This window comes from Marinobacter sp. AN1 (genome assembly GCF_026013985.1).
Lineage (GTDB): Bacteria > Pseudomonadota > Gammaproteobacteria > Pseudomonadales > Oleiphilaceae > Marinobacter > Marinobacter segnicrescens.
On record NZ_CP110342.1, the window covers coordinates 947824 to 972468 of the forward strand.

General features: G+C 56.8%; 22 protein-coding genes. 6 read left to right on the forward strand and 16 right to left on the reverse strand.

Annotated features, from left to right (window positions below; all coding sequences use genetic code 11):
- Positions 1 to 110: 110 nt before the first annotated feature.
- The 3 genes from LJ360_RS04250 to LJ360_RS04260 all read right to left on the reverse strand — a co-directional run bounded on the left by LJ360_RS04250 (position 111) and on the right by LJ360_RS04260 (position 2787).
- Positions 111 to 1202: an alpha/beta hydrolase gene (locus LJ360_RS04250; protein WP_264995372.1), complete on the reverse strand. Its 1092-nt coding sequence runs from the start codon at positions 1200 to 1202 to the stop codon at positions 111 to 113.
- Between the two features lie 82 nt (positions 1203 to 1284).
- The gene (gene rhtB / locus LJ360_RS04255; protein WP_264995373.1) at positions 1285 to 1905 is read right to left on the reverse strand and encodes a homoserine/homoserine lactone efflux protein; all 621 of its coding nucleotides are present in this window, start codon (positions 1903 to 1905) and stop codon (positions 1285 to 1287) included.
- A 3-nt stretch (positions 1906 to 1908) separates the two neighbouring features.
- Positions 1909 to 2787, reverse strand: coding sequence for a hypothetical protein (locus LJ360_RS04260; protein WP_264995374.1), 879 nt, complete (start codon positions 2785 to 2787; stop codon positions 1909 to 1911).
- A gap of 223 nt (positions 2788 to 3010) precedes the next feature.
- Between LJ360_RS04260 and LJ360_RS04265 the strand changes: the two genes are divergently transcribed.
- From LJ360_RS04265 to LJ360_RS04285, 5 genes are all read left to right on the forward strand, one after another.
- Entirely contained in the window at positions 3011 to 3400 is a 390-nt protein-coding gene (locus tag LJ360_RS04265) for a diacylglycerol kinase (RefSeq protein WP_091854590.1), read from the forward strand.
- A gap of 76 nt (positions 3401 to 3476) precedes the next feature.
- Positions 3477 to 4667, forward strand: coding sequence for a multidrug effflux MFS transporter (locus tag LJ360_RS04270; RefSeq protein ID WP_091854582.1), 1191 nt, complete (start codon positions 3477 to 3479; stop codon positions 4665 to 4667).
- Positions 4668 to 4743: 76 nt separating this feature from the next.
- Complete coding sequence (locus tag LJ360_RS04275) at positions 4744 to 5151, forward strand: DUF4124 domain-containing protein (protein ID WP_177186094.1); 408 nt, start codon at positions 4744 to 4746, stop codon at positions 5149 to 5151.
- Positions 5152 to 5314: 163 nt separating this feature from the next.
- Complete coding sequence (locus LJ360_RS04280) at positions 5315 to 5470, forward strand: hypothetical protein (RefSeq protein ID WP_177186095.1); 156 nt, start codon at positions 5315 to 5317, stop codon at positions 5468 to 5470.
- A gap of 73 nt (positions 5471 to 5543) precedes the next feature.
- Positions 5544 to 6788: an aromatic amino acid transporter gene (locus LJ360_RS04285; protein ID WP_264995375.1), complete on the forward strand. Its 1245-nt coding sequence runs from the start codon at positions 5544 to 5546 to the stop codon at positions 6786 to 6788.
- Positions 6789 to 7065: 277 nt separating this feature from the next.
- Here the strand turns inward: LJ360_RS04285 and LJ360_RS04290 are convergent, their stop codons facing one another.
- The 10 genes from LJ360_RS04290 to mads1 form a co-directional block, all read right to left on the reverse strand.
- Positions 7066 to 7638: a hypothetical protein gene (locus tag LJ360_RS04290; protein WP_264995376.1), complete on the reverse strand. Its 573-nt coding sequence runs from the start codon at positions 7636 to 7638 to the stop codon at positions 7066 to 7068.
- A gap of 490 nt (positions 7639 to 8128) precedes the next feature.
- The gene (locus LJ360_RS04295; protein WP_264995377.1) at positions 8129 to 8467 is read right to left on the reverse strand and encodes a hypothetical protein; all 339 of its coding nucleotides are present in this window, start codon (positions 8465 to 8467) and stop codon (positions 8129 to 8131) included.
- A 27-nt stretch (positions 8468 to 8494) separates the two neighbouring features.
- A complete protein-coding gene (locus tag LJ360_RS04300; RefSeq protein ID WP_264995378.1) occupies positions 8495 to 8707 on the reverse strand; it encodes a hypothetical protein in 213 nt (70 codons plus the stop codon).
- A gap of 245 nt (positions 8708 to 8952) precedes the next feature.
- Positions 8953 to 11358: an ATP-binding protein gene (locus LJ360_RS04305; RefSeq protein WP_264995379.1), complete on the reverse strand. Its 2406-nt coding sequence runs from the start codon at positions 11356 to 11358 to the stop codon at positions 8953 to 8955.
- Positions 11359 to 11368: 10 nt separating this feature from the next.
- Complete coding sequence (locus tag LJ360_RS04310) at positions 11369 to 14269, reverse strand: DUF1156 domain-containing protein (RefSeq protein WP_264995380.1); 2901 nt, start codon at positions 14267 to 14269, stop codon at positions 11369 to 11371.
- A gap of 18 nt (positions 14270 to 14287) precedes the next feature.
- On the reverse strand, positions 14288 to 14878 hold the full coding sequence (locus tag LJ360_RS04315) for a retron system putative HNH endonuclease (RefSeq protein WP_264995381.1): 591 nt from the start codon (positions 14876 to 14878) through the stop codon (positions 14288 to 14290).
- A 2-nt stretch (positions 14879 to 14880) separates the two neighbouring features.
- Complete coding sequence (locus tag LJ360_RS04320) at positions 14881 to 16269, reverse strand: AAA family ATPase (RefSeq protein ID WP_199456504.1); 1389 nt, start codon at positions 16267 to 16269, stop codon at positions 14881 to 14883.
- Positions 16266 to 19421, reverse strand: coding sequence for a helicase-related protein (locus LJ360_RS04325; protein ID WP_264995382.1), 3156 nt, complete (start codon positions 19419 to 19421; stop codon positions 16266 to 16268). Before LJ360_RS04325 ends, LJ360_RS04320 begins: the two co-directional genes overlap by 4 nt.
- Positions 19381 to 19830, reverse strand: coding sequence for a hypothetical protein (locus LJ360_RS04330; protein WP_264995383.1), 450 nt, complete (start codon positions 19828 to 19830; stop codon positions 19381 to 19383). The genes LJ360_RS04325 and LJ360_RS04330 overlap by 41 nt, the downstream gene beginning before the upstream one ends.
- A gap of 12 nt (positions 19831 to 19842) precedes the next feature.
- Positions 19843 to 20031, reverse strand: coding sequence for a methylation-associated defense system helix-turn-helix domain-containing protein MAD1 (gene mads1, locus LJ360_RS04335; RefSeq protein WP_199456511.1), 189 nt, complete (start codon positions 20029 to 20031; stop codon positions 19843 to 19845).
- Between the two features lie 203 nt (positions 20032 to 20234).
- Here mads1 and LJ360_RS04340 point away from each other — a divergent pair, with 203 nt between their 5' ends.
- Positions 20235 to 21488 (forward strand): ISL3 family transposase, encoded by a 1254-nt coding sequence (locus tag LJ360_RS04340; protein WP_264994661.1) that lies wholly within the window; start codon positions 20235 to 20237, stop codon positions 21486 to 21488.
- A 287-nt stretch (positions 21489 to 21775) separates the two neighbouring features.
- On the opposite strand, the gene LJ360_RS04345 is transcribed toward LJ360_RS04340, so the two are convergent.
- Genes LJ360_RS04345 through LJ360_RS04355 form a run of 3 tightly spaced genes read right to left on the reverse strand, consistent with a single transcriptional unit; the run spans position 21776 to position 24578 of the window.
- Positions 21776 to 23347, reverse strand: coding sequence for a YfjI family protein (locus LJ360_RS04345; RefSeq protein WP_264995384.1), 1572 nt, complete (start codon positions 23345 to 23347; stop codon positions 21776 to 21778).
- Entirely contained in the window at positions 23344 to 24264 is a 921-nt protein-coding gene (locus LJ360_RS04350) for a toprim domain-containing protein (RefSeq protein WP_264995385.1), read from the reverse strand. The genes LJ360_RS04345 and LJ360_RS04350 overlap by 4 nt, the downstream gene beginning before the upstream one ends.
- A complete protein-coding gene (locus LJ360_RS04355) occupies positions 24264 to 24578 on the reverse strand; it encodes a hypothetical protein (RefSeq protein WP_264995386.1) in 315 nt (104 codons plus the stop codon). The genes LJ360_RS04350 and LJ360_RS04355 overlap by 1 nt, the downstream gene beginning before the upstream one ends.
- Positions 24579 to 24645: the final 67 nt, after the last annotated feature.

Below are 24645 nucleotides of genomic sequence, written 5' to 3' on the forward strand. Positions count from 1 at the left end.
GATCATTTAGTGGGCAATCGCTAAACAAGAATTAAAAGAATTTGCACCATAACGTACCGGGTGTGGGCCGGTTGGCGCATTCACGGTCCTGCAACGGTCGGGCCCCGTCGTCACTGCTGCCCGGTGTCGTCCACTGTCTGGATGTCGGGAAAGAACGAAGACCGGTGTGGGTTGCCATCAAGCGGATAGAGCAGTGCATCCACAAAGTCGAGGCTTGGGAACATGACGTCGGGGCGGTCCAGCCCCTGGGCTGTCTGCTCCCCGCTCACAACAAGTCTCAGCGTCGCCCTGGGTTCACCAGTGGCGGCATTGACCCGTATGGCCATGCGGGCAGACTGCTCAAAGGGGACGGCACGGTTGCCGGTGTCATGGACCAGCAGGATAGGCGGGAAGTCTTCGCTGACCTGCGCCACGGGGCTGGCTTCCAGCGCCAGCTCACTCATATAGGCCAGGTAGCCCGTCAATGCATCGGCGGCATCGCGGGTCTGCTCCGGCAGGTTGGTGATATCCGATGCGCCGTTCCAGGACACCACACCCTGTACCTTCGACGATGCCTCTGCGTATCCCATCCCGGGGTCTTCCGCGGCCGGGTTGTTATTGGTGGCGCCCAGCATCTGTGCAATATGGCCACCGCTGCCACGGCCCCAGGCAACCAGGTGTTCGGTATCCAGCTGGTACTGTTCGCCATTGGCACGCAGGAAACGGATGGCAGCCTTGGCGTCATGCAACTGCCCTGGCCAGAGCGCCTGGTCAGCCAGTCGGTACCCCACATTGACCAGGGCGTACCCCTGGTAGATGGCCTGGTAGGCGACCGCATCTGCGGCGGCCGTCCGGTTGCCTGATTGCCAGTCCCCTTCGTGGAAGTAAACGATGGTCCTATAGGGTGGTTCGCCCTCGAAGGGGTAGATGATGTTGAGACGCTGACGGGGGCTGGTCCGATTGACCGTATAGTCTATGTCTTGCTCGACTTTCCAGAACTGCCCCAGATCAACCTGCCCGGTTACCCTGTCGGCCTCAACCTGGTTTTCGGATTTCTCGAGGCGGTCCTCCATTCGCCGCAGCGCCTGGCGGAAATCTGCCAGCAGTTCGGGCGTAGCCTCGCCGGATATTTCCAGGCTAACCGGAGGAATCTGTCGCGCCTCGGCCAGGCCTCCTGCAAACGGAAGTGCCAGCAATACGGAGAGAACGATCCTGCGGGTCAAGCCGGGCTCCTGGGATGTTGTTGAAAATGAAATCGGTGGGCGGCAAGGATAAGGCTTGTTGCGTCCTTCGTCACCCGGGTTTTCAGGTCCGCCGGAAGCTGGCGAGGGCCACGGCCGCCACCACAAACAGGCTGCCGAATACCTGGTTCATGCGCTTCTGCCGTCGCGGTGTTGTCATGAAACGGTAAAGCTGGCTGGCAAGCAGCGCATAGCCCAGCATGACCATGCAGTCGACCAGGACCAGGGTGATGCCCATGGTCGCAAGTTGCGGTCCATGGGGCTCGCCTGCCACCAGGAACTGGGGGAACAGGGCGACCAGAAATATCGTGGCCTTGGGGTTGGTCAGATTCACAAAGGCCGACTGCCAGAAACGTTTCTGGTTGCTGGTTTCGGCTGGGGCGCTTTCCGAATGAGTGACGACTGGCTCACGCCATTTCTGGATGCCTAGCCAGATCAGATAGGCAACGCCCAACCACTTGATGACCGACAGCGCCAGGGTGGATGAAGCGATGATGGCACCCAGGCCCGCACCGACCAGCAATATCTGTGCTCCGTAACCCAGCTGAAGGCCCAGGATGGAGGGTACCGAACGTCGTACACCGTACTGCAGGCCGTTACTCATGGTGTTTACTGCACCTGCCCCTGGCGATACGGAGATCAGCACAGCTGCGACCACGAACGTCAGCCAGACTGTGAGTGACATGGCTTACTGGCCCTCCTGCTGCTCCCGGGCCTGCCGGTTCAGCCTTTCCAGTTCCCGGTTCAGTTGTTCCATCCAGAGGACCAGTTCCTTCTTGAGCTGGTCATAGGACTGGCCAGACAGTTCTGACAGCTGCTGTTGTATCCGCGCCAGTTCCTGGCTGACCTCAGCCGCGGCCTCGGAGCCCTCTCGCTCCAGGGTTTCTTTCTGGTCCTTTATGGCCTGCTGGGCCTGGTCCAGTGTCTGCTGATCTTCCGGGCTGGCATCCGGGTTCTGCTGGCGGGCTTCATCCAGGGAGCGGGCAAACTCGTCCATTTCCCGCTGCAGGTCTTCGCTGTACTGCTCCACCAGGGCTGAAAGCTCCCGTTCGGCGTCGCCGGCGAGGGTGGCGAATTCTGCGGCCAGGCGGTCCATTTCCTGCGCGGCTTTTTCCGACTCGTCTGCAAACCGGGATCGCAGGGAGTCGCCCAGGCTTCGGAAGCTCCCCATCAGGCTCTCAAGCCGGCGGTCGGCCTCGATCTCGTCTCCGGTATGGTGATAGTCCACCTGCCACTGGTCACTGATCCGGATCAGCCGGGTGGTGGTTTCCAGGGACTCACCCCGGGTGACGTCCAGGCCGTTAAATATGGTTTCGATACTGGCGTGCTCGCCCTCTACCGTGACCCGGCCCCAGCTCACCTGGGCCCCGGTCCAGTCCACACCAAAGCCATCAAAGCCGGATTCGTCCATCAGAGTGGACAGCTCCGTAGCCGTTTCGCCGTCGTTTTCCAGGACGGCCTCCCAGAATGCCTGGGTGACCTCCTGCGGCGTTTCCGGGTTGCTGCAGCCTGCCAATAACAGAACGCAGAGCAGTGTGAGTGATGTGGGCAGGGGCGTCTTGGTCATGTGGGTTCCGGGCTGTCGGTGCGTTTAACAGAACCGGATCATACCGCTGTCGCGGCGCAACTGAAACGCCCGATACGAAGGTGTTGCTGGTTAACATGTGACCTGGGTGGGTTGGTGGTCCGTGGTCTGGGCGCCCTGGCCTGAACGGCTTTCCTTCCGCACGGGACACAGCCCCCGCTGGCCTGCCATAATGCCCCCAGATTCTGGCCAGCGACTGATATCCATGACAGATGTATCCGATCCAAAGACAGCCCGGGAGCTTAAAGGGGGCACCGGGCTGCGTCGTATTCTGAATGCTACCGGTTACTCCATGCAGGGATTTCGGGCAGCTTTCCGTACTGAGCCCGCGTTTCGGCAACTGGTGCTCCTCAATGCCGTGCTGTTGCCCATCGCGCTCTGGGTAGATGTATCCCCGGTAGAGCGCGCGCTGTTGTTACTGACCCCCTTGTTGTCCCTGACGATCGAGTTGATCAACTCCTCCATCGAGCATGTGGTTGACCGTATCTCCCTGGAATTGCATCCCCTTTCCAAGTCCGCAAAGGATATGGGCAGCGCGGCGCAGTTTATGGGGCTGGTGCTGATCGTCGTCTGCTGGACCACTATTTTGCTGTAGCCTTGCCCTCCGCAAAGATAGCGATTGCGCATTTCGGGAAAATACGATTAGCTGTCTACCTTTTTGGAGGGGTGCTTTGTCGCAGTTTCGTCTGGCAGTACTACTGGGAATGACCGTCGCGCTGGGGCCGCTGGCCCTGGACGCCTACCTGCCCGCGTTTCCGGATATCGCCGCAGACCTGGGTGTGGGCCTGGGCGACATTGGGCTGACGTTGAGCGCCTATGTCGGCGCCCTGGGACTGGCCCAGCTGGTGGGCGGTCCATTGTCCGACCGCTATGGGCGCCAGCTGATTCTGCTGGGCGGCCTGCTGGTGTTTGGCTGCGCGGCGTTCATGGTTTCCCGGGCGGCGTCCCTTGATGAAATGCTATTCTGGCGGGTCGTGCAGGGCATCGGTGGGGCTTTCTGCGCGGTCTCGGTGCCGGCCATCGTGCGGGATACCACCAACGGGCAGGACGCGGCCCGCCTGTTTGGCCTGATCGGGCTGATCATGTTTATAGCCCCTGCGGCAGCACCATCCATTGGCGCCTTGCTATTGGCCGTGGGCGAGTGGCCGGCGGTGTTTCTGATGCTGACCGGCTATGCGGTATTCCTGGGCTTCGTACTCAAGCTGGTGATGTTCCATCGTCTGCCCGTCCACAAGCCGGTGACCACGCCCCTCAGTACCCTGGTAACCAATTACGCCCTGGTGCTTTCCCACCGCACCACTATGCGATTTGTCGGTATCCAGGTGCTGTGTTTCAGCGCCATGCTGGTGTTTATCACCCATGCGTCGTTTATCTACCAGGAATGGTTTGGCCTGTCCAAGGGGCATTTCTCAGGGCTGTTTGCCGCCAATGTCGGCATGATGGCGGTGTTGAACCTGCTTAACCGGCGGCTGCTTCTCAGTTATCCGTCCACGATGTTGCTACGTATTGGTGTACTGGTTCAGTTCGCCGCCATGTTGGCGCTGGTGGCAACTGCCTGGCTTGGGGCCCCGTACTGGGTGGTCGCCGGATGCATTATCGTCGGGGTAGGGTGCATGGGCGCGATTATTCCCAACAACATGGCCAATGCACTCGAGTATTTCCCGCACCTGGGCGGCACAGCCTCGGCGTTACTGGGGGCAACCCAGTTTACCTTTGCCGGGATCATCAGTGCGCTATCCGCTACCTACGCTGGTGATGCGTTGTTGCCGATCGTACTGACCATGGCCATCTGTTCCCTCGGTGCCGTAACGCTGGCGCTTGGCGCACCTCGTGCCGTTGCCCGTGAGGTTGAGGCCGGGTAACCTCCGAAGCTTTCTGAACCCATGGAGAGCCCGAATGCCAGGATGGCAGCCCCCACTTATGTTAGCGATTTTGCTCGTGATCTCATTCCCTGCCAATGCCCAGGTCTATAAATGGACCGACCCGGACGGCGTGGTTCACTACGGTGACACGGCGCCGGCGCAACAGGCCCATGAGCCCTTCCGGTTCGAGGGCTACAGCGAAATCGATATGCGAGGGAATATCCGCGCCAGTGAGGCGGTGAGCCGGGGCAGGCGTGAATTGCGTGCCCGGACCGGTTCCGGTAAGGGCAATGGTAGAAAGGTCAGCAAGGGTGAGAGTGACGCCCAAAAACGCGAGGCCCAATGCCAATCCCTGGTCGAGCGTATCGAATGGATCGACAGCCGGCTGCGCGCGGGTGGCTACTCCGTAAACCAGGGCAATCGGCTACGGGCCGAGCGCCGGGAATTGTCTGGTAAGCGGGCCTGGGAGTGTTTGCGGAACTAGTCGGAAGCAGAAGACCCGCCAAATTAAACGCGCGTGACACCGGTGTCCTGCGGATGGAGGAATCCAGGGTCGCAGGGAGTGACGGGCATTGCGTACGCTCATGCATTTGCAGCAATGTTATAATACCGATGGTAACCAAGCGGCCAGCAGAGGAGAAACCAATATGGCCAGGAAGAAGGCGAAAGCCACCCAGCACAGTGCTGTGCAGCGGGATCTGAGAACCCCGAAGTATCAGATGCGGGTTGTTGAGGACAAGAGCAAGTACAAGCGCACCCGGGACAAGGCGGCCAGGATGGAGGACTTTCGCAAGGCTGCATGATTGTGGTTTTACGAAAGTCTTCCCCCTGATTTCTGTCCATGACGCCAGGAACACTAATGGCTGACATGACGTAATGGTTCAGCCAACGCGTGATCGTAATCCCTCCCTGGTTGGTGGCTCCAGCATTGTTGCAGGCGTGTGCGTGGGCGCCGGTATGCTGGGCTTGCCCAGCTCCGGAGCCGGGGCCTGGACACTGTGGTCCAGCTTGGCACTGATACTCACCATGTCGGTAATGACGCTGTCTGGCTGGATGCTGCTGGAGGCTTTCAAACACTACGACCTCAGGGCTTCGTTCAACACCGTTACAAGGTCCCTTCTCGGGGCGAAGGTTAATATCCTCAGCAACCTGATGGTCTACTTTGTGGGTGGCATACTGCTCTACGCCTACATCACATCCTCCGGGCTGATTATCCACGACCTGACGGGCGTCAACAGCAAGCTTGCCTCCGTTGCCTTTGTTGCCGTGTTTTCACTGGTTGTCTGGCACTCCACACGAGCGGTTGACCGGCTGTCGGTTGTGCTTGTCACCTTCATGGTGCTGAGCTTCGTGCTGGGGATCTCCGGCCTCGCGGCCAGGATCGATTTCGATATTCTGTTCGATACCTCGAACGTGGGCGGTCACTACGCGCCCTATGCCCTGGCCCTGTTGCCAGTGGCACTGACATCGTTTGGCTACCACCATTCGGTGGCGTCCCTGCGCGCCTATTACGGTGACGAACGCAAGGCGCAGAAGGCCATTCTCGGTGGGACCCTGATCGCGCTGATGCTCTACCTGGCGTGGCTGATCAGTATCTTCGGCAATTTGCCGAGGGCCGACTTCGGGCCTGTGGTCGCCCGGGGTGGTGACGTGAATGCCCTGCTGGCAGCCCTGTCGTTTGCTATCGACTCCGAGCAGGTGGCAAATATCATCAGTGCCTTCTCAGCGGCAGCGATATTGTCCTCGTTTGTGGGCGTTGGCCTCGGCACCTTCGACTTCATGGCAGACCTGCTCGGCTTTCGCAACGACCGGAAGGGGCGCACCCGAACCTGGGCCCTCACCTTTATTCCGCCGCTATTGCTCTCGCTGCTGGCCCCTTTCGGCTTCGTGCTGGCTATCGGCTATGCCGGTGCAGCCGCGGCAGTCTGGACATGCATTATCCCGGCCCTGCTGGCCAGGAAATCAAGAATGCTGAAAGGTGGCCGGTCAGGCTTTATGGCTCCGGGTGGGCAGGCTGGCATTTTGCTGGTGCTGGTGTTCGGAGTGCTGACCGTCGTGTTCCACTTCCTGGGGCTGGCGGGGGTATTGCCGGTGGCGGAATTGGGGGGTAGGGCGCAGTAGGTTCAGCTTGTGGCTTGCCCATTGGTCAGGCCTTGAAACAACAAAGCCCGCACAAGGCGGGCTTCGTCTGAATTCTAATGGTGCCCGGAGGCGGAATCGAACCACCGACACGGGGATTTTCAATCTCGTGAATACCGCTGCTCACGATAAAGCACGAGACTAGGCGGCATATAAATCATAGGGTTACGTCGTTTCTGTGTTGCGGCATGTTGTCAGGTTTGCTGGAAGTTTGTGGTCAAGTGTCCCATGAGTGTCCCATGGGACAGCTGCGGTCCATCTACCAGTTCCGGGTGTCTATCCGGTGACTCAACCGGTTGATGTGCATCCACTCGTTTCGGCGGTATAGCAGGTGGCCAGCCGGACATACCCAGTTGTCTGTCCAGAAGTACAGGCTGTTGCCGGCGTTCCAACGGTCTTTTTCGGCTTTGTGGAAGCCTTGAATCTCCGAGGCACAGGAAGGGCAGTAAACTGTGGTAAGTCCTTTCTCTATCCAATCCTTTATCTCACGTTCTATTACCTCGTAAGCGATTGCTGGAAACCGGCTCTGCTCGCTGCCGCTTTCTTCGGCATCTCTCAGCCAGTCCCGGAGCAGCGGAAGGAACACCTTGTCAGTATATAGCGGACTGCCGCTCTCGAGTTTAGCGTTGACCCAGGCCAGCAGGTCTATGGCCGGCATGGTAATCGTTGCCTGGTACTCGCCTTCTCCGTAGTCGGGGTTGGCGACGATCACGTAGGGCTGACATCTGGGAAGCTGGGTGAATGTTCTCTTTATTTCTTCGAGAGCGTCTACCTCCCTCCGGTACTCCTTGCTGAGCCGATATTTGATTTTGTGGCGTACTCCATCCAGCATGCTTGTGGTCTCCTTCCCTGTCACTTTATGGATTTCTTGTACCGAACGATTCCAGCCAACGATACTGCGTAGGTAATTACGACTGTAGGCTGGTTAACAGTGGGGTTAACAGCATACGCAACACTTTACGCAACACGGTTTGCCCATGTGTGGAGCGTCGAGAGAGCGTTGGCAATAAAGATGGGTTCTCTCAACTAACTGTTTTTAAATGAAAAAAATCGAGGCCGCGTGTTTTGGTCGTGCATTTGGATAGCATGCTATGCAACAGCTGTTGCGTCGTAGGTTAACAGGCGCCCTCAGTGTGAGGTGGTTGTTAACTGTCCGGACTTAACGGCTGCTGCTCTACCGCCCGCTCAGTTTTGGTACGCACTAACTGGTACGCACCCTGGTACGCAGGGATTCGGCATGCTCTCACAGCGTCTGCTTTGCACGGATCTACTGGTATCCAACCAGGTATCCAAGCTGGTATCCACGGAAACAGTGGTTCTAGTTACTTGCGGCAGCCCACATCCTGATAGTTAACAGGAGTGTCGTCCTTGGTAACTGTCCGGTGGTACTTTCTGATTGTCTGGTTCACTTCCCGCAGCTCGGTGTCGAGATCGGTGTAAGCGTTGTTGGCCTTGTTCTCGCCACTTGTTCCTTGAAGCGCCTTGGCTAGCTCTGCTTGCCTGGCCATTAGTTCGAGGTAGTGGGTTCTGAGCGCTAACAGTGCATTCAGGCGCCCAATGTCATTTGCATGACGAGCCTGGTTCACCGAGCGGCGCGCGTATATGGCTGAGAGCATTGCAATCAGCATGGATACCAGCGCGCCGGCGGTTAGGGGATCCATAGATACTACTCCTATGATTCTCCGAGGTCAGTCTTCCTCAAACTCCGAAGAGCTGAACCTCAGCACGTTGCAGTTCTCCTTGATGGTTCGCTGCAGCGACTCGTCAAAGCCATCCTTCTTCCGGGCCTCTATCTCCACGGATATGGTTACATCAACACCCAACTGCGCTGTGAACTGCTGAACGACCTCGTCCATGATGGTGGCGAAATCCATCTTGGCTTTAACGGCATCGAGCTCCACTGTTCCATAGAAGTGGCTCTTGGCTGTGCCCGTTACTGCCGGTTGCGGGGTAGCCGCACCACCCGGTTGACCGCCGGGGACACCCGGGGGAGTCAGTGGGCTGCCCGGGTCGCCGGCTGGCGGCGGTGTTGTGCCTCCAGCTCCTGGTACCTCACCTCCGGTGGGAGGGGTTAGTTGTTCTGCTGCACGAAGCTTCTCGGCATAGGCTGCTGCCGTCTCACGCTCGATCAGTAGAGAAGACTCGGTCAGGTCAGCAAGCGAGTTCGGCCGAATGAGAAGCCAAGATAACGGTCGCCTTCCTTTCCAGATGCAAAGCCGAAGTAGTCCTCAGACTCCACGCCTTGAGCGATAGCATTCCGGAACACCTGGTCGTTAACCAGGCGCGGTAGATAGAGGTAATGGCAGCTGTCCTGCCATACCTTCAGCGCGCTGATTTCGGTAACGCCGTCCTTCAGGTACCAGTCTGAGAGTACCTTGCGCAAGTGGATGGGTGACCACTCGTAGACCAGCCATTCTTCTTCCCTAAGCTTTTCCTCAATGCTCTTGACGAGGTAGGGCGCAGTTGGAGGGACAGTCACGACCTCCCAGCTGAGCTCTGGGCGGCCTTTAACGAAGCTTTCAACCGGTGCCATCAGCCACTTCCAGGTTTCCCGGATAAGCTGGCCAAGGCTTTGCCCTGCGGCATCCCGACTCCGCTCGGATTGCTTGAGGTGTGACAGATCCTGATTAAGCGTTCCATTCTCGATATCCGTCACGATGGAGCGCCAGGCTAGGTAGATCCTGGTTTGTTCTTTTAACCGTCCTACCACATCGAAGTCCGGGGCCAGGAACAGCAAGCGGTTCTGTTTCTGGCGGGGTTGTTCACCGCGGTTGCGCAGGATCTTCTCAGCCTGCCCGTAGGCCTGGTTGGTCTCGGTGCGGCTATAGCCTGCATCCAGTGGGAGCACGACAAGGCGAGGCCCGGTTCCATAGTCATCTGGGACATCTGCAGACGACCTAAACACATGGATGCCTGAAAACTGGTGGTTCTGTCCTCTGAAAAACTGACCAACGCGATCTTCCAGTAACGGAATCACATCGTCCCGCTCGCTGATATTCTGCTTGCGGCTCTCCATCTCGCGGCGCAGGTTCGGCTTGGTGTCCAGCCAGTAGCGGTCTTGCTCTGCATACAGGTAATGCAGCCGATCCCGCAGGCGCTTGAGCACATCCTCAAACACACCAATGGTCTGGCCAGGCTGAACAGAGCCAAGCAGTATGCGCTCGGTCTGAACACCACGAATCATTTCTGCCTGGGTTGAAGGAGCACTGCCGAGGAAGATGGTTCTTGCAGTTCGGCGGGCGGCTTGAACACCGCCGAACAGGGTGTGGTGGCCGTCAATATCTGCGGGTACCGACCTTGGCCCATCCACTTCCTTCTCAATGACGGGCTCCCAGCCTTGGGGCAGGTAGTGAATGCTCTTGTTGCGCACATTGGCGTCATCCAGGGGCAACGAGCCAGGCATGATCAAGGCGTCACGGTTACCATCATTCCAAAGGCGGTGGATGACGATGGCCATGTACTGGAGAACACCGCGAGTACGCTGGAATTTATCGAGCGTAGACCAGTCTTCATAGAGTCGGTCGAAGACCTCTGGGTGAATCGGGTAGGAAGAGCAGAGCCGATCATAGTATTCGTTGGACTGAGTCTCTACCGGGAATTTTTCAGCGTTTTGACGGTAGAAGTCCGAGAACTGGCGGCTGATGCCTTCAACTTCGGCCCGTTCACCAGAGCTCTCAAATAGCCGGCGGCGCACGATCTCGAATGCTTCGCTGGAGCCAACGGGCTTCCATACGGATTCCACCCGGGCAAAGTATTTCTCCAGTGAGTTCAGCGTCCGCTGGCCCATTGTGCCGCCCACCTCGAGCTCGGACTCTGGGAGTGAGGCCAGGAGAATGGCATTGGGTACAGCCTTCAGTGCCTCGGTCAGTGCCTGGATAAAGCTGATGTTGCTATCGAAGGTACCGCCTTTGTATTGCTTACCCAGTTCCAGCTGGCGGATGTACGCAACCAGCTCGTCTACCAGAATCACGCAGGGAGCTGCGCGGGTGAGCAGCTGTTTCAGGCTCTCCTTTCCCGGTGAGGTGCCATCTCGATCACTATCCGCGACCAGTGCGTAGCCCTCCTCGCCCAGCAGTTGCCAAGCCAGCTCGCCCCAAAGCGTGTTTACGGTGGTGGAACCGTAGGTGCGAACCTGGCTGGGTGACAGCTGAATGCCATCGATCACAGCCATACGTGCGGTAGGGAGCTCGGTAATGCCGGCTTCATCCAGCACCGGAGGAATACCCATCAGCTTATCGGTACTCACCTTGCGGCTTGCTAGGTGGTACACGGCCAACATGGTGTGGGTTTTACCGCCACCAAAAGCAGTTTGCAGCTGAACAACAGGGTCGCCGCTCTGGCCAGCGAGGCGCTGCGCGACAGAGATCAGGAGCAGGCGCATCCCTTCGGTAATGTAGGTGCGCGAAAAGAACTTCTCTGCGTTCTGGTACTCCTCCGGCGCTGTGCCGGTTGCTACCTGAGTGATGTCTGCAGCGAACTCAGACTGCTTGAACGTGCCCTCCAGAACATCTTTGTGTGGCCGGGCTATTTCGCTCCAGGGTTTCAAACTCATGGCTTACTCCTTAAAAATCCAGTCCGTGTTGTTCGCCCTTGTGGCCCGTATCGTGGGAGGCCTCGACAATGGCGTGCCACGAACCGATCAACTCGTTGTAGGCGCGGGCTTCTTCGGCCCACTTCTTGCGTTCGCACAATGTGTACAGATGATAGGCCAGCTGACGGATCGCTTCGCCCTTCTCAGGCATTTTTGCCAGAAGCTCGCCTGCGGCGGATTCGCCGTGGTTGTTCAAGCGGCGGATCATCTGATGGCAAGCTTCCCATACTGGGGTTCGATCGTCTTTGGTGGGATCCCAGTCGGATTCGTACTCAGACCATTTCAGCAAGCGCACTTTGCCGCTACCGGATTCGGCCACGCCAGCGGCCTTGACGCCATCCACGCTGGTGCCCTTGGCGCGCGCCAGGGTGTCGGCTTCGCCAAACTGACCCGCACTCCAGCCATACTGTTCGAACCAGCTGGAACAGAACTGGGTATCGGCATCGAAGCTACCAGAGTCCGGGCTCAGGTACTCAGTAATGGCGCGGTTAATCAGCACCAGGGCATCGTGCACACTCATGCGGCTGCCGTCCTGGTTCAGCACCGCTTCGTATTTAGAGTAGATAGCCATCCCAGGGCCTATGGCGGACTGAGCCAAGTCAACGGGCGCAATGGGTGTTTGGCCTGTCTGACCTCCGATCATGGTTTCCAGAGCCTCGGGCATTTCTTCCCGCAGTTGCCGTTGGAAATCGCGTCGGGAGATGGATTCCGCATTGGTTTCGCGTTTGCGGCAGACCAGAACCACTGAAGACGCCAGTGCGTTGGTGCCATTACCGATAACCCGGCCCTGTTTTTCTGTTCGTACTGGCCATGTGCCGTCAATAGAAAATCCAGCCTGAATAACTGCCTCAAGGAAGGTCACCCACCCAGTACTGGTTGTGCTGTTATCCTGAGTTTCTGACTGCTTAAACGCGTAATAGATTGTTGTAGGAAACGAAGGGTGGGATTTCTCTGCCATATTGTGGATGGCGCGTGTCATGCCATCCATGAAGAAAGTTTCGGCCTTGTCCCGCCCGCCATGGCGATATGGTGTTGCAACGAGTTCTTCCGCTTTTGGTACAGCCATGGTCGCGAACAAGCTCGGATAAATGCCTCGCAGTGCTCTTCGCATCCAAACATAAAAAAAGTCTGAAAGATCAGCATAGCCAATATTGTCATAGTAAGGCGGGTCTGTAGAAATAACCTTATTGCTTGAAATGTCCTGAACAGCCGCATCCGCTTGTTGAGCAATTCCCGGATGGCCACACCCCAAAGCGACAAAGCCCTTGATCATTCTTTCGAATAGATTGTTGAAGCTTCCTGAAGAAGAGCAGAAAATATTACTTTCGGCATAATCCCACGTCATCGGAATCGCTTGACGTGCAAAAACACTCCGCATTTGTGTATTCGCTGAATTCCAACCACAAACAGTTGAGCTGTGATTTGCAACCTGCTCTATAACGAACGCTAAATACACAGCCACGGCCTCCCCATAAGCCGTAGCCCCGGCACCGCGTTGGGCCAGGCCTTGACCATCATCCGGCAGGCCGGCAGCTTTGGCGTCGGCAATGGCTTTTTCACGAGCTTCCTGCACCAGATCGGAGAAGGTGGTTAAGGCTACCAGCTGGCGGGGGGTGAAGAGGTTACCCCACTCTCTCAGCCCATATGGAACACATGTGCCGCCCGTCAGCCTCGCGGGTACATCTCCAGAAGGCGCCCAATATGGTTCGGCCTGATTCGCGACAGTCTCCATTTCACTGGTTGGCGAAAGATAGACACGGCCACGGTTTCCTTCTGCAACGACAGCCATCAAGCGTTGCTTCATGCGACCAGCTTGACCCTCAGCCTTAATGTACTTCCCATCAATTGGCGAACCAGATACTAGACAGTTGAAATTAGCTCCCCGCCCGCCAGCTTTGGTGCCATCTTTGGCCTCTTGCGGTGGATTGCCGACTTTAATTTCAAAGTGATACTTGTCACCCTCAACGACAGGCACAACATAGGCTTCTTTACCCTTTTTGCCAGATATCACAAAGCTGGAGGCGAGAGGCACCTCTACATGGCTAAAAGCCGGGTTGGGGCTTTTCACGGTTCTGGCCCAAAGCCAGGCTATCACTGTCAGTTCTTCCCCTTCGTAGGCTTTCAAGTCTGGGCGCTCGACGACCATTTCATGGGTAATCTTGAACTTTGGATAAAGGTGCCCAATCCGCTTAAAGGCTTCCTCCCGCATCCAGTGGCCATAGCGGCGCACGTCTTCGGCTAAGCCTTTGGCACCGGCCCAGTCTTCCATCATGTTCTGCTGTTTCTCGCCATCCGGCAGCGGGCCTACCGGTGGTTGGCCGGCAAACTTGGGCGGAATCTCGATCATCGCTTTGTTGATCATCACCGCAACCGGATTCAGGTCGCTCGCATAGCTTTCCAGCCCCAGCCGCTGGGCTTCCAGTGGAATGGCACCGCCCCCGGCAAAGGGATCGTGGAAGGCAGGTAGTCTATCTGGGTTGAACAGCTCCGCCGCCTGCGGATGATTACGATTGAGGTGGCAGGTTTCACGCCAGCTTTCCCGGATGGCCTCCCTGGCGCGGTTCAGCACCTCCTCGTTGTTGGTGTTTTCCCACTTCACTAGATCGCGAATGATCTGGAACAGCTTCTCCCGCTTGATTTCCGCTTCTTTCTTGTTCACCCCATAACCCAGCTCTCGCTGGTAGCCGGGATCATTCACCAGCTGTGCAAACAATACCGCGCGTGCAGCGGCCAGAGGGCGGCGCGCCCACCAGAGGTGAAGGGTGCTGGGATGGCCATGGCGGATGGACTTCTCACGCGCCGCCGCTACGTTGATATCGTCCAGCGGCAGGGCCACTTCGATGAGCTTCTTGGGGGATTTGATAGCGGTCATACGGTCTTTCTTCCGGTATTAAAGCACTGTCGCCAGGATGTGGCGGAAAGGCGCGTTGTTAATAAAAGCGTTGATGTCGTTGGGCGACTCTCTGAGCACAGCCAGTGCGCTTTTTAACCATTTTTGGCGGTCGTCCACCAGGGCCGAGTCTTTGTTGAGCCCGAGCATGTCCCGAGTCTGGTTTGCCGTGTGCCTTTGGGCACGGGTTAAGCCTGCGATGGGCTCAATGGTGCCGTCCGTGGATAGTGTCCATTGGCTGTTACAGTCCGGGCCTGGCTCAATCGGTAACAGGCCTTCCCCTTTCTTCTGTCCACAGGTCTTTGGGTTAATGCAGCTGTGGGCATAGTTGGAATAGCTAAAGCACAGTTGTGGATGCCCGTTTGCACCACCTTTGGGCTTGATGTGGTCGATCTGTCCGTCCGTCTCTGCCAGCCTTCGCTCACAGTAGGCACATAATCCTTGCTGATCCTGGTTGAGCGCCTGTTTAACCAGCTGTTTGACTGGCTGGAAGGTCTGGCTTCCCCAGTCTGATACTCCTGCATTGGGATTGTTCGTTAGAAAGTCTTGCAGAGCAGGTATTCCTCCTACTCGGTGTTGTAGCTCCACCACAGTTAGGACTCCCTGTTCTTCTTGCGTTCGGCCAGAAAACGCCAAGTGGTGAGGTCGCTTTCGTGGAACTGGTAGCCAGCTTGTTCTAGCTTGGCGCGCATTTCCTGGGCTTCTGCGGAAGCTTCTTGTCCGGCTCTAACCAATTGTTCAAAGGCGCGAATATCATCCTGGAGTGGCAGCTCAGGCTCCCTTTGGGTGCCCATAATCTGAGCCAGGGCATCGCCGGATTCGTGGGCCAGTGGACTGAACTCGGGCACTTCCACTGAGATCCCGTTTTCGTCGGCTCTCAGAACACGGATGAATCCCCGAGCTACCGTGGTCAATACCTGTGGGCTATGGGTCGTTACGATGAACTGTACTTTGGGAAAGGCCTCCCTCAACTGGCCAAGGACCACTTGCTGCCAGCGTGGGTGTAGGTGCATGTCCACTTCGTCGATCATTACAACGCCAGTGGTCTGCTGGGCTGCTTCCGCGCCCAACTGCGGATTCAGCTTTATGCATCGGTAGGCAATGTCACCCACCATGGCGAGCATGCTGCGAATGCCGTCGCTAAGTTGTTCTACATCGAGAGTGCCTTGTTCATCATGATGCAAGATGAGCGAGTGCTCTCGCGTTATGCTGTATTCCAGTGTATGCCATCCGGTAATCGGCTTTAGAAAGGTATCGATTACCCTCTGAACTACTTGGACTCTGTCTTGTGCCTGACGGAGCTCACCTTCGTTGGAGTGCCCCTTCATATCCCTCAGAAGTTGTTCATTCAGGCTTTCATAAGCCCATATAAACCACTTTTTGAAATGCTTGTAGGTGGAGGCGGGGTCCAGGCAGTTCTGGTATGCAAATGTACGAATGTAGAAGTCAGAATCTCTGGAGTTATCTCTCAGCCTGGAATCTGGCATCAGTCGCTTTGGAGACCACAACCGTCCAGTTCCGTAGTATCCGAATACCGGAAGATCCAACACGGGCTTTTCCGGGTTTCTGATCTGTGACTGGATACTGTTGGCCCAGTTCTTTAGTTTGCTGGTGGCTTCTCTTTCCTTTGTCTTGGTAGATTTTGCCTCACTATCCCGGTAGCGAACCCAAGTCTCACTCTTTCCGGCGCCAAAGTCTCCTTTCATTGCAATTTCGGTTGGTAATTGGCGAGCCATATCGTTGTTCGGCATTCGAACCAACCGTACATCATTGATTGAAATGTTATTGCTCGGATCAGTGAACGCTGGACGGGCCAAGTCGAAACTGCTGACATAAGGCCATAACGCGATGCGGATGGCATCCAAAAGGGCTGATTTACCCTGGCCGTTCTCAGCCACCAGGACCGTGAGCTTGTCGTTGAGTTCAAGCTCAATCTCGGAAAAACAGCGGAAGTTTTTTAACCGCAGCTTATCAAGTCTCATGCGCCGGCCTCCTGGGGCTCTGCTTTCGACAGCAGGTATTTCAATTCATAGTTCACTGATGGCACGCCGAAGTCCGGCTCGGTGGTGAACGGATTCTTCACGTAGTAAGGGCCTTCGTATTCGTCCCCATCAACCAGCACAATGGCCAGCCAGAATTTGTCTGCCTGGTTGAGCGCATAGAGAATCTCGTTGCGGCTCACTGTGATCACTTCCTGGCCCTTTGCTCGGCCTTTTACTTCGATGTGCCGGTCTTGCGGCAACGAGCCATCGGGTAGGGTAGAGGGGCGAGCAGTGATGTCCCAGCCGCACTTCTCAGCGGATACGTCTTTGGTGGTGTGGCCAAGGGACTCTTCGTGCCGGATGACGGCCTGCATGGCCACCTGTTCAATCCGAGCGCGGGCCTGGGCATCAGCGGTGAACGTCGTTTCGCCTTTGCGCATGGCTAGTAACCCTTGAGGTATGACCAATGCCCCGCCGATAACGACTGGGGTACTGGAAACGACGTTTTTCATGGCTTCCAGCTCTCGCTTGCGCTGGGCGAGGCGCTCAGTGAGCTCATCCACGCGGCGACGTGCCATTTCGGGCTGCATGCGGGGCTGCTTGCCGGCGGCCACGTCGTCACTGAGTTTGATGTAGCGATCTGACCAGTAATTGATCTCTTTAACCAGTCTCTCGTTAACGGCGGCGAGCACCTTGTCAGCTTGTCTCTCGCGGCGAGTTTTTACTTCCTGATAGTGTTCTGGAACCAGCTTTTGAGAGGCGTGGTTAAGGGCCAGGGCTTCAAGGTTACCCGTGATCCAGGGTGCACTGAGAATGTCCTGAATCAGCTTGTGGTCGTAGTCGTCGATAGGCTGGAGATCCAGGTGTGGCGCCCAGCCTGCATGGTGGGTGTCGCCGTTCTGGTCGATCTCAACGAACTGCAGGCGGCGGGATGCGATGACGGACTTGCCATCGGTGCTCTGGTGTTCACTCTCGCGGATGCTGTGATCCACCATAAACAGGACTTTCGGTTCGATCCCGTCGTCGTTGGGGTCTACCAGTACCGCACCCTGCTTTAGCTTGCTTCGATGGGCGGATAGCACCAGATCAGTAGTAGCAGCCATGAGTGGGTGGTTGGGGTGAATTAGGTCTGCCATCGGCTTACCTGGCACACGGATCAGCTGCTTTTCAAAGCAGATACGCTCGTATTTTTTGAGCACCGGTGTGCGGCTTTCCCCGATAATCCGGTCTCGCTCGCGGATGGCTGCGGGCACATGACGCACCTCGTAGCGGCCCGACTCTCGTTGGCGCATCTCACCACTCAACGTCTGGAACGCTTCAGTGAAGAAGGCTCGGATGAAGTAGGGCTGGAGCTTGCGCGCCTCGGCCTTTTCCATCTCCTCTTTTACCGCGTAAAGATCCTGCAGGGACATGTGCTGTTCAACCAGCGCATTCCGCTTAAGGATTTCCTTGAGGTGTTCGGTATTCAAGGCACTATCAATGACCTGATTGAGCTTGGCTTTAACCTCGGGGGACTCGCCGTAGCGAATGGCCTCGACCAATAGATCCTTGAGTGACTGGTTCTCGAAGGCTTCGCCAAGAATGTCGAATACCTTGCCGCCCAACGCCTGTTTCTCGACCTCGAGTTTGTCGAACAGTTTTTTGAAAACCTCGCCTTCACGGGTTTCGTTGGCCACAAGGTTCCAAAGATGGCAGACCTCAGTTTGTCCGATCCGGTGAATACGACCAAAGCGCTGTTCCAAGCGGTTGGGGTTCCAGGGAAGGTCGTAGTTGACCATGAGGTTGGCGTTTTGCAGGTTAACGCCTTCCCCTGCAGCATCGGTGGCTACCAACACCAATACCTCGGGGTTATTGCGGAACTCTTCCTGGGCCTTACGGCGGTCATCCCGGTTGGTTCCCCCGTGAATGGTGATCACGGCACTAGGGTCTCCCAGCATGCCGGAGATGCGGTGCACCAGGTAGTTCAGGGTGTCCTTGTGCTCGGTGAAGATAATGAGCTTGCGGCGACTGTCACTGGCGGTGTACATCTCGGGACGGTCTTGCAACAGGTGGGAGAGCTCTTCCCATTTCTTGTCGTTGCCAGACTGCACTACCGTCCTTGCCTGATATTCCAGATCCTTGAGGATCACGATTTCAGCTTCCAGCTCCGGAATGGTCTCGGCAGCTGTGGCCTGGTCTACGACCTGCTCAGAGAGGATTTCGTATTCTTCTGCGCTGAGTTCATCGTCTTCGAGTTCGTCGATGTTGTCCGGAATGTCGAGCTTCTTGGTGACCTGGTACTCTCCAAGAGTCTCAGCAATGCCGTTGTTCTTGGTCTGTGAAACCGACTGGCCCCGGGCAACGAGCTTCATCTCTTCCAGCCGGGATTCCAGACGTTTGCGCCGGCGCTTCAAGGACTGGTAGATGGCTTCGGGGCTGGAAGCTAAACGACGCTGCAGTTGGGTGAGGGCGAAGCCTACGGTGCCTCTGCGTTTACCATCCAGATTATCCGCCCGGTTCATTTCGTTGCGGACGTAGTCGGTGACCTGTGCGTAGAGCTCTGCCTCAGCATCAGACAGCTGATAGTTGGCAGAGTAAGCTCGACGTTCCGGGAACAGGGGCGTGCCATCAAACTTGAGCAGCTCTTCCTTAACCATACGGCGCATCATGTCTGATACATCAACCTTGTGTGCGCCTTCTCGGAACTTGCCGTAGAAGCGGTCGCCATCGAGCAGCGAGAGCCAGATCTGGAAGTCTTCTTCCTTACCGTTGTGAGGTGTAGCCGTCATCAGCAGGAAGTGCCGGGTGATCGAGCCCAGTAGTTCGCCAAGCTGGAAGCGCTTGGTTTTATTGACCTTGCTGCCAAAGTAGTTGGCCGAGAGCTTGTGGGCTTCGTCTACGATGATCAGATCCCACTCGGTGTTCTTGAGCTTCTCCTGGAAGTCTTCATTGCGGGATAGCTGGTCAAGGCGACAGATAAGCAGGTTGGCTTCGTCGAAGTAGTTGCCAGAGGCGCACTGTTCCTGCTTTTCGCGGCTGAAGATCTCGAACTGAACGCCGAACTTCTCCAGCATTTCGTCTTGCCACTGTTCGGTTAGCCCACCTGGGGAGACAATCAGCACACGCTTGGCATCAGCCCGCATGAGCAGCTCCCGAATGAGCAGGCCTGCCATGATGGTTTTGCCGGCGCGGGTCATCTGCCAGCACAAATCGCAGAGGCTGGCGGGGTAGCATGGACTCGTAAACTGCTGAGATCTGGTGTGGTAACGGTTCGACGTTGGAGGTGTGAACCGCCATCATGGGATCGAATAAAGCGGCCTGGGTGATTCGGTAGGCTTCCAGGCCAAGCTTGAAGTCGGCACCGGGTGCATCAAACGCCCAAGGGCGGCCAGCCTGTGCCAGTTCCAGGCGGGCTTCATCAGAGCGGAATAGCATTTGTTCGTTGAGTCGGCCCTGGCTGTCTTTGTAGTAGATAGTCAGAGCATGCTCACCCACGGGCTCGGTTTGTACTATACGGACGATCTCTTCGCCCTGGATGCCTCGAATCTGGGCGTCTTTCTTGATGTCTTCCAATTTGATCATGTGCTTGTGTCCTTACTTCTCCGCCGCTTTCCCAGACCGAACCCAATCGTCAACTTCATCTTTCTTGAACTTCCAGAGCCGGCCAATCTTATGAGCCGGTAGCTCTTTGTGTTCGATCCACTTGTACACGGTGTCGTTGGATACACCGAGGTACTGGGAAATTTCAGCGATAGAAAGCCAGCGATCGTCTATGTCGCCCATTGTTGCAGTCTCAACGGTCTATGTCTGTTCCAGAATGAAACCGGTTTTAACCAGTTTCAGCCTGATTTGGGCTGATTATGGCATTTACCACTGGTGTGGTCGAAGTTTTGGGGCTCTCTTCCATTCCGTGTGGAATCGGTCGCCAGCTAACGCCTTTTTGAGCCATACTCCCTGATATCTTCTGACCTCCAGCGAACATCTCTATGAATCCGGAACTCTTGTTCACACAAGCCTTGGGTCTGACGTCACCATGGGCTGTCGATGACATCGATTTTGACCCAAAGGCCCAGCGTATCGATTTCCGGGTCTCCTGTGAGGCGAAGCAATTACCGTGTCCTGGTTGTGGGCGATCTGATCAGCCTATTCACGACCGGAAACCGCGAACCTGGCGGCATTTGGACTTCTTCCAGTTTGCCGCCTATGTCCATGCCGAGGTGCCCCGGGTGCGCTGCGGCGGCTGCAAGAAGACCACTCAGGTGGAAGTACCCTGGGCTCGCCCGGGCAGCCGTTTCACCCTGCTATTCGAAGCCTTTGCGCTCACGTTGGCCAAGGCCATGCCGGTATCGACCACGGCAAGGCAGCTGAGGACTGATGACAGGGCCCTTTGGCGGGTACTGGACCACCATGTCACCCAGGCACAAGCTCGTGAAGACTACAGCACCGTGACCACCATCGGGGTCGATGAGACCGCCTGTCGGCGTGGCCATCACTACATCACGCTGGTGCATGACCTGGCCGAGCGCCGACTCATCTTTGCAACGCCCGGTCGTGACGCCCAGACTCTGAAAGGATTCTCTGAGGATCTTGCAAGCCATCAGGGCAAGGCTGATCAGATCCGGCACGCCAGCATCGATATGTCTAAAGCCTACATCAGCGGCCTGGGGCAGCACCTGCCCAACGCCGAAATCACCTTTGACCGGTTCCATATCATTCAGCTGGCAAATCAGGCTGTGGATGCCGTGCGCAAGTCTGAAGTACGCCACGACGCCCGCCTGAAGCGAACCAAATGGGCCTGGCTCACGGACATGGCCCGCTGGAGCAAAAAGCAGGATGAGGCCGTCTACGACCTGACCCGCTCCAACCTGAAGACCGCTCGTGCCTGGCGCATCAAAGAGGCCTTGCGTGACATCTTCCAGGCCAAGCCTGGTCGTGAACAAGCGGAAGGGTTACTGAAGCGATGGCACTCCTGGGCCAGACGCTGTCGGTTGGAACCGATGAAACAACTAGCTGCCACCATCAAGCGACACTGGGCCGGAGTCCTACAGGGCTTTGAAAGCGGCTTGAGCAATGGTTATGTCGAAGCCATGAACAGCCTGATCCAGGCGGCCAAGGCCCGTGCGCGCGGCTACGGCACGGCGAGCCACTTCATTGCCATCTGCTTTCTGATTGCCGGCAAGCTCAAGCATCTGCCAGCAAACCCGTTCCAGACGCCATTACAGAGAATGGTTGCAAGCTAATGTTCCACACAAAACGGAAGAGAGCCAGTTTTGGCGGTTTCAGGGGGTGTTGTGTCGTGCGGGAAGGGTGGGCGGATTTTGCGGTATTGCGGAGTTTGGTTTCGGGTCCTTTTTAATCAGTAGGTTACCGCTTATAAGAGGGCTTAGGGTGTCTGCGGAAGCGTGCGGAGCATTCGTTGTTCTTGAATGCATCCGCAGCTTTCCGCAGGCCGCCCGCAGTCTCCTGGTGCCAATTTAGTGGGGTTCCGCAGAATCCGCAGAATCCGCAACCGGCAACGTGGGCGGTATTAGCCCTCCATATCGGTTAAGGGGTCGTCCCTGGTGTCCGTCCGAAGTTTCCACGCGCGAGGTTTGCCCTTGGGGCCGCTGATAGCAGACACGGTGGCATACCCGTTATCAACCAGCAGTGAGAGCAGTTCCCGGGCCTTCCTGGCCCTGCGAATGGCTGCGGGTAGCCTTTTGAAGTCATCTGAGGCCAGCTCTCCGCCGTTTCGCTGCATCCATTCGTACAGCTCAAGAGCCTCATGCTCCGATGCATTGTGGGACGCTTCCTGAACTCGACGCATCATCGTCATCAAGTAATAGTGCATCAGCTGAGCGGCTCGGGCGATGTGGTATACCGTAGGCGCACTGCGTGACTCGATATAAGAGATCACAGCTGCAATCCTGGCGACGTTATCGGCAGCTTTAGCGGTGAACTCACGAATAATGGTGTATTCGCCATGGGGAGCTAGCTGTTCCTCAAACGAGTCGTGAACATTGGCCCAAGCCGTATAAGCATCTCCGCAGATCACCAGATTTTCCGGCTGCAGTTCCCCGCAGTCGTTAGTTGGGAGTGGCTGGCGGACTAACTGGTCTACCTCCTTCCAGAATTGAACCAGAGCGGGGTCGTTACCTGGGTTCTCATCGAACGGGCGCTGACCAAGTAGCCGTTTCCCCATCAGGGATGCATCGCAGCAGGGTAGGAATCTCGGTAAGAACCCTTGCCCCATTAAGAGCGGATCTGAATAGAGCTTATCTGCGATGACAGGCTGCACCATCAGGTGTGATGAGAGCCGCCGGCCAGCTATGACTCCGGATTCCCCGGCGCCTGCCCTGGTTCGGGTTATGGGCTTGCCATCCCAGATTTGAGATAACATGGTGATGGTTCGGCCCTTGGCTTCATCCGACATTCCGTGCCCGCTGAAGAACGCTCCACCCTCGTCGGAGAACAGGCCTGCGATGGGCAGTCCTTCCTCGAAGTGTTTGTAGATGCCTTCTGCAGTCGGTTCCTCCATCAGAATGTGCGCCCTTGGCGGTGGCGTAGGTCTCCTTTTCTCGAGATCCGCCAACTCTCCGGCAAGTGCATCCTGGTCGTGCTGGCTTAAGGTGCTCTGTGACTTGCCTGAGCCTTTGTAGCTTTTCAGGATGCTGTTGTATCGCACATCGAAGGCCTCGAGTTCTGCTTTATACTCGGCCAGCCTGTCTGGATATTCCGCCCGACGCTCGGCCTGCAGCTCGTAGATCGGCTTCATGGCTAAGTTGTCCACCGAGCTCTTGCGTTCACCACTTGCGGCAATGGTTATGCAGTAGAGTGTGGTGGGGCTGGTTCCGAGGTTGCCTTTTCGCACGTTTACGTGGCCTTGCACTGCCAGAGATGCAACTGCTAGCACTGACTGAGCTGCCATGCCCAGAGGTGCCTGCACGTAGTAGGCAATCGCTGTGGCCGCCTCTCCCAAGAGCTCCCCCAGAGCTTCCACAGGGAAAGGATCGGGCGATTCTCTCCGCGGCAGCGGAATGGGCGATGTGTCGATGCTGGGTAGGGGCGTCGCCAGTCCGGTTCTTGGGTCAGAAGCAACCAGTTGAGTGTAGATGCTCATTGTTGCTCCTTAAGCCAGTTGTGCAGGTCGTTGAAGTCTGAGAGCTCCAGTGGTGCGGTCGCTGGCCATGCCGGGAGGCTGAAGCGAGCCCGGGCTGCAAATGCTGCTGTCTTGGCCGCGTTCGCGCCTGGATTGCCCATTGTTTTCCGGTCGTCGTCGCCACAGACGATAAGGTCGGCATCTGGCCAGCGGTTGCGAGCACTTAACGCAACTGCTTTGAGGTTGCCACAGTCTATAGCTGAGAGAACAAGCGCTCCTGGATCCTGTTCTGCGAGAGTGCAGCCGGTTGCCCAGCCTTCACAGATAAGAACGCGAGCCTGTGTTGCAGGTTGGTTAACGGCAATGAAATATCCAGTCTTTTTGCCCCCGGCCATAAGGCGCTTGTCTCCCTCTGGCGTGATAGATTGCAGGCTCCAGATCCGGCCATTGAAGTCGGTGATTGGCAGAATCAAGTCTTTGCCTTTCATCCTGGCGAGGTGTGGCTCTATACCTTTGCGTAGGAGGTAAGGATGGTCTGGTGCTGCAGCTTCAGCGTTATTCCAGATTGTTTCCGCTCTCAGCGCTGCCTGGTGCCATTGGAACGCTTGCTCAGTTTCTCGCGCCTTTTTTGCTTCAGCCAACCTGTGCGCTAGCCGCACACGCTCTTCTGGACATGGGGGCGTGCTCAAAGCTGGAGTCCACTTCATATCAGCGCCTGTTGCCCAGTCTCCTGCCAAAACCACGAAGGGCAACCCCCGGTCGAAGTAGGCAACCAGCCAGCCGTTGGCTTTGCGCGGTTTCGACTTCGTTGGGAAGCGGATCATCAAGCCGTCGCTGAGTTTGCCAAGCAGCCCTTCTGGGTTTACCGGCTCTATGCCTGACTCCATGAGGGCGTTAGTGATTTCGTACAGTCTGTCTGCGTAGCCGTTAGTCCTCATCACTTCGCCTCCTTGCAGATCTGCGCTGTGTGCCCCTGCTTCACGCCTTCTATGAATTCGGCTCGGTCGATGAGAAGTTTTCTGCCGAAACGGTAAACGCCTGGGAGGTCGTGCCCTTTTGTGAAGAGGAGGTGCCGCATGCCGCCGATGGTGAAGGCTGCTTCCAGTTTGCAGAACTGGCTGACTGTTAGTAGTGATGGCGGAGGCGGAAGCCGGGTGTAGTCTGTGTCCGCGACTGATTCCAGGATGTTGGGGGAGGTTTCCTGGGGGGATTGCGTGAGGTTGCTGATGTTGCCTGGTGTTAAGGGCTTCATTCGTAACCGTCCGGTGATCCCATCTTGAGCCTGGCGCTACCGCCGTCAGGATAGTGTCCACTTATTT

Coding starts and splice junctions, on each gene's coding strand:
- LJ360_RS04345 (WP_264995384.1), bottom strand. CDS start 23,347: ATGAGCATCTACACTCAACTGGTTGCTTCTGACCCAAGAACCGGACTG.
- LJ360_RS04285 (WP_264995375.1), top strand. CDS start 5,544: ATGGTTCAGCCAACGCGTGATCGTAATCCCTCCCTGGTTGGTGGCTCC.
- LJ360_RS04320 (WP_199456504.1), bottom strand. CDS start 16,269: ATGAGACTTGATAAGCTGCGGTTAAAAAACTTCCGCTGTTTTTCCGAG.
- LJ360_RS04340 (WP_264994661.1), top strand. CDS start 20,235: ATGAATCCGGAACTCTTGTTCACACAAGCCTTGGGTCTGACGTCACCA.
- LJ360_RS04350 (WP_264995385.1), bottom strand. CDS start 24,264: ATGAGGACTAACGGCTACGCAGACAGACTGTACGAAATCACTAACGCC.
- LJ360_RS04330 (WP_264995383.1), bottom strand. CDS start 19,830: ATGATCAAATTGGAAGACATCAAGAAAGACGCCCAGATTCGAGGCATC.
- LJ360_RS04325 (WP_264995382.1), bottom strand. CDS start 19,421: ATGGCAGGCCTGCTCATTCGGGAGCTGCTCATGCGGGCTGATGCCAAG.
- LJ360_RS04260 (WP_264995374.1), bottom strand. CDS start 2,787: ATGACCAAGACGCCCCTGCCCACATCACTCACACTGCTCTGCGTTCTG.
- LJ360_RS04355 (WP_264995386.1), bottom strand. CDS start 24,578: ATGAAGCCCTTAACACCAGGCAACATCAGCAACCTCACGCAATCCCCC.
- LJ360_RS04295 (WP_264995377.1), bottom strand. CDS start 8,467: ATGGATCCCCTAACCGCCGGCGCGCTGGTATCCATGCTGATTGCAATG.
- mads1 (WP_199456511.1), bottom strand. CDS start 20,031: ATGGGCGACATAGACGATCGCTGGCTTTCTATCGCTGAAATTTCCCAG.
- LJ360_RS04290 (WP_264995376.1), bottom strand. CDS start 7,638: ATGCTGGATGGAGTACGCCACAAAATCAAATATCGGCTCAGCAAGGAG.
- LJ360_RS04280 (WP_177186095.1), top strand. CDS start 5,315: ATGGCCAGGAAGAAGGCGAAAGCCACCCAGCACAGTGCTGTGCAGCGG.
- LJ360_RS04265 (WP_091854590.1), top strand. CDS start 3,011: ATGACAGATGTATCCGATCCAAAGACAGCCCGGGAGCTTAAAGGGGGC.
- rhtB (WP_264995373.1), bottom strand. CDS start 1,905: ATGTCACTCACAGTCTGGCTGACGTTCGTGGTCGCAGCTGTGCTGATC.
- LJ360_RS04305 (WP_264995379.1), bottom strand. CDS start 11,358: ATGAGTTTGAAACCCTGGAGCGAAATAGCCCGGCCACACAAAGATGTT.
- LJ360_RS04310 (WP_264995380.1), bottom strand. CDS start 14,269: ATGACCGCTATCAAATCCCCCAAGAAGCTCATCGAAGTGGCCCTGCCG.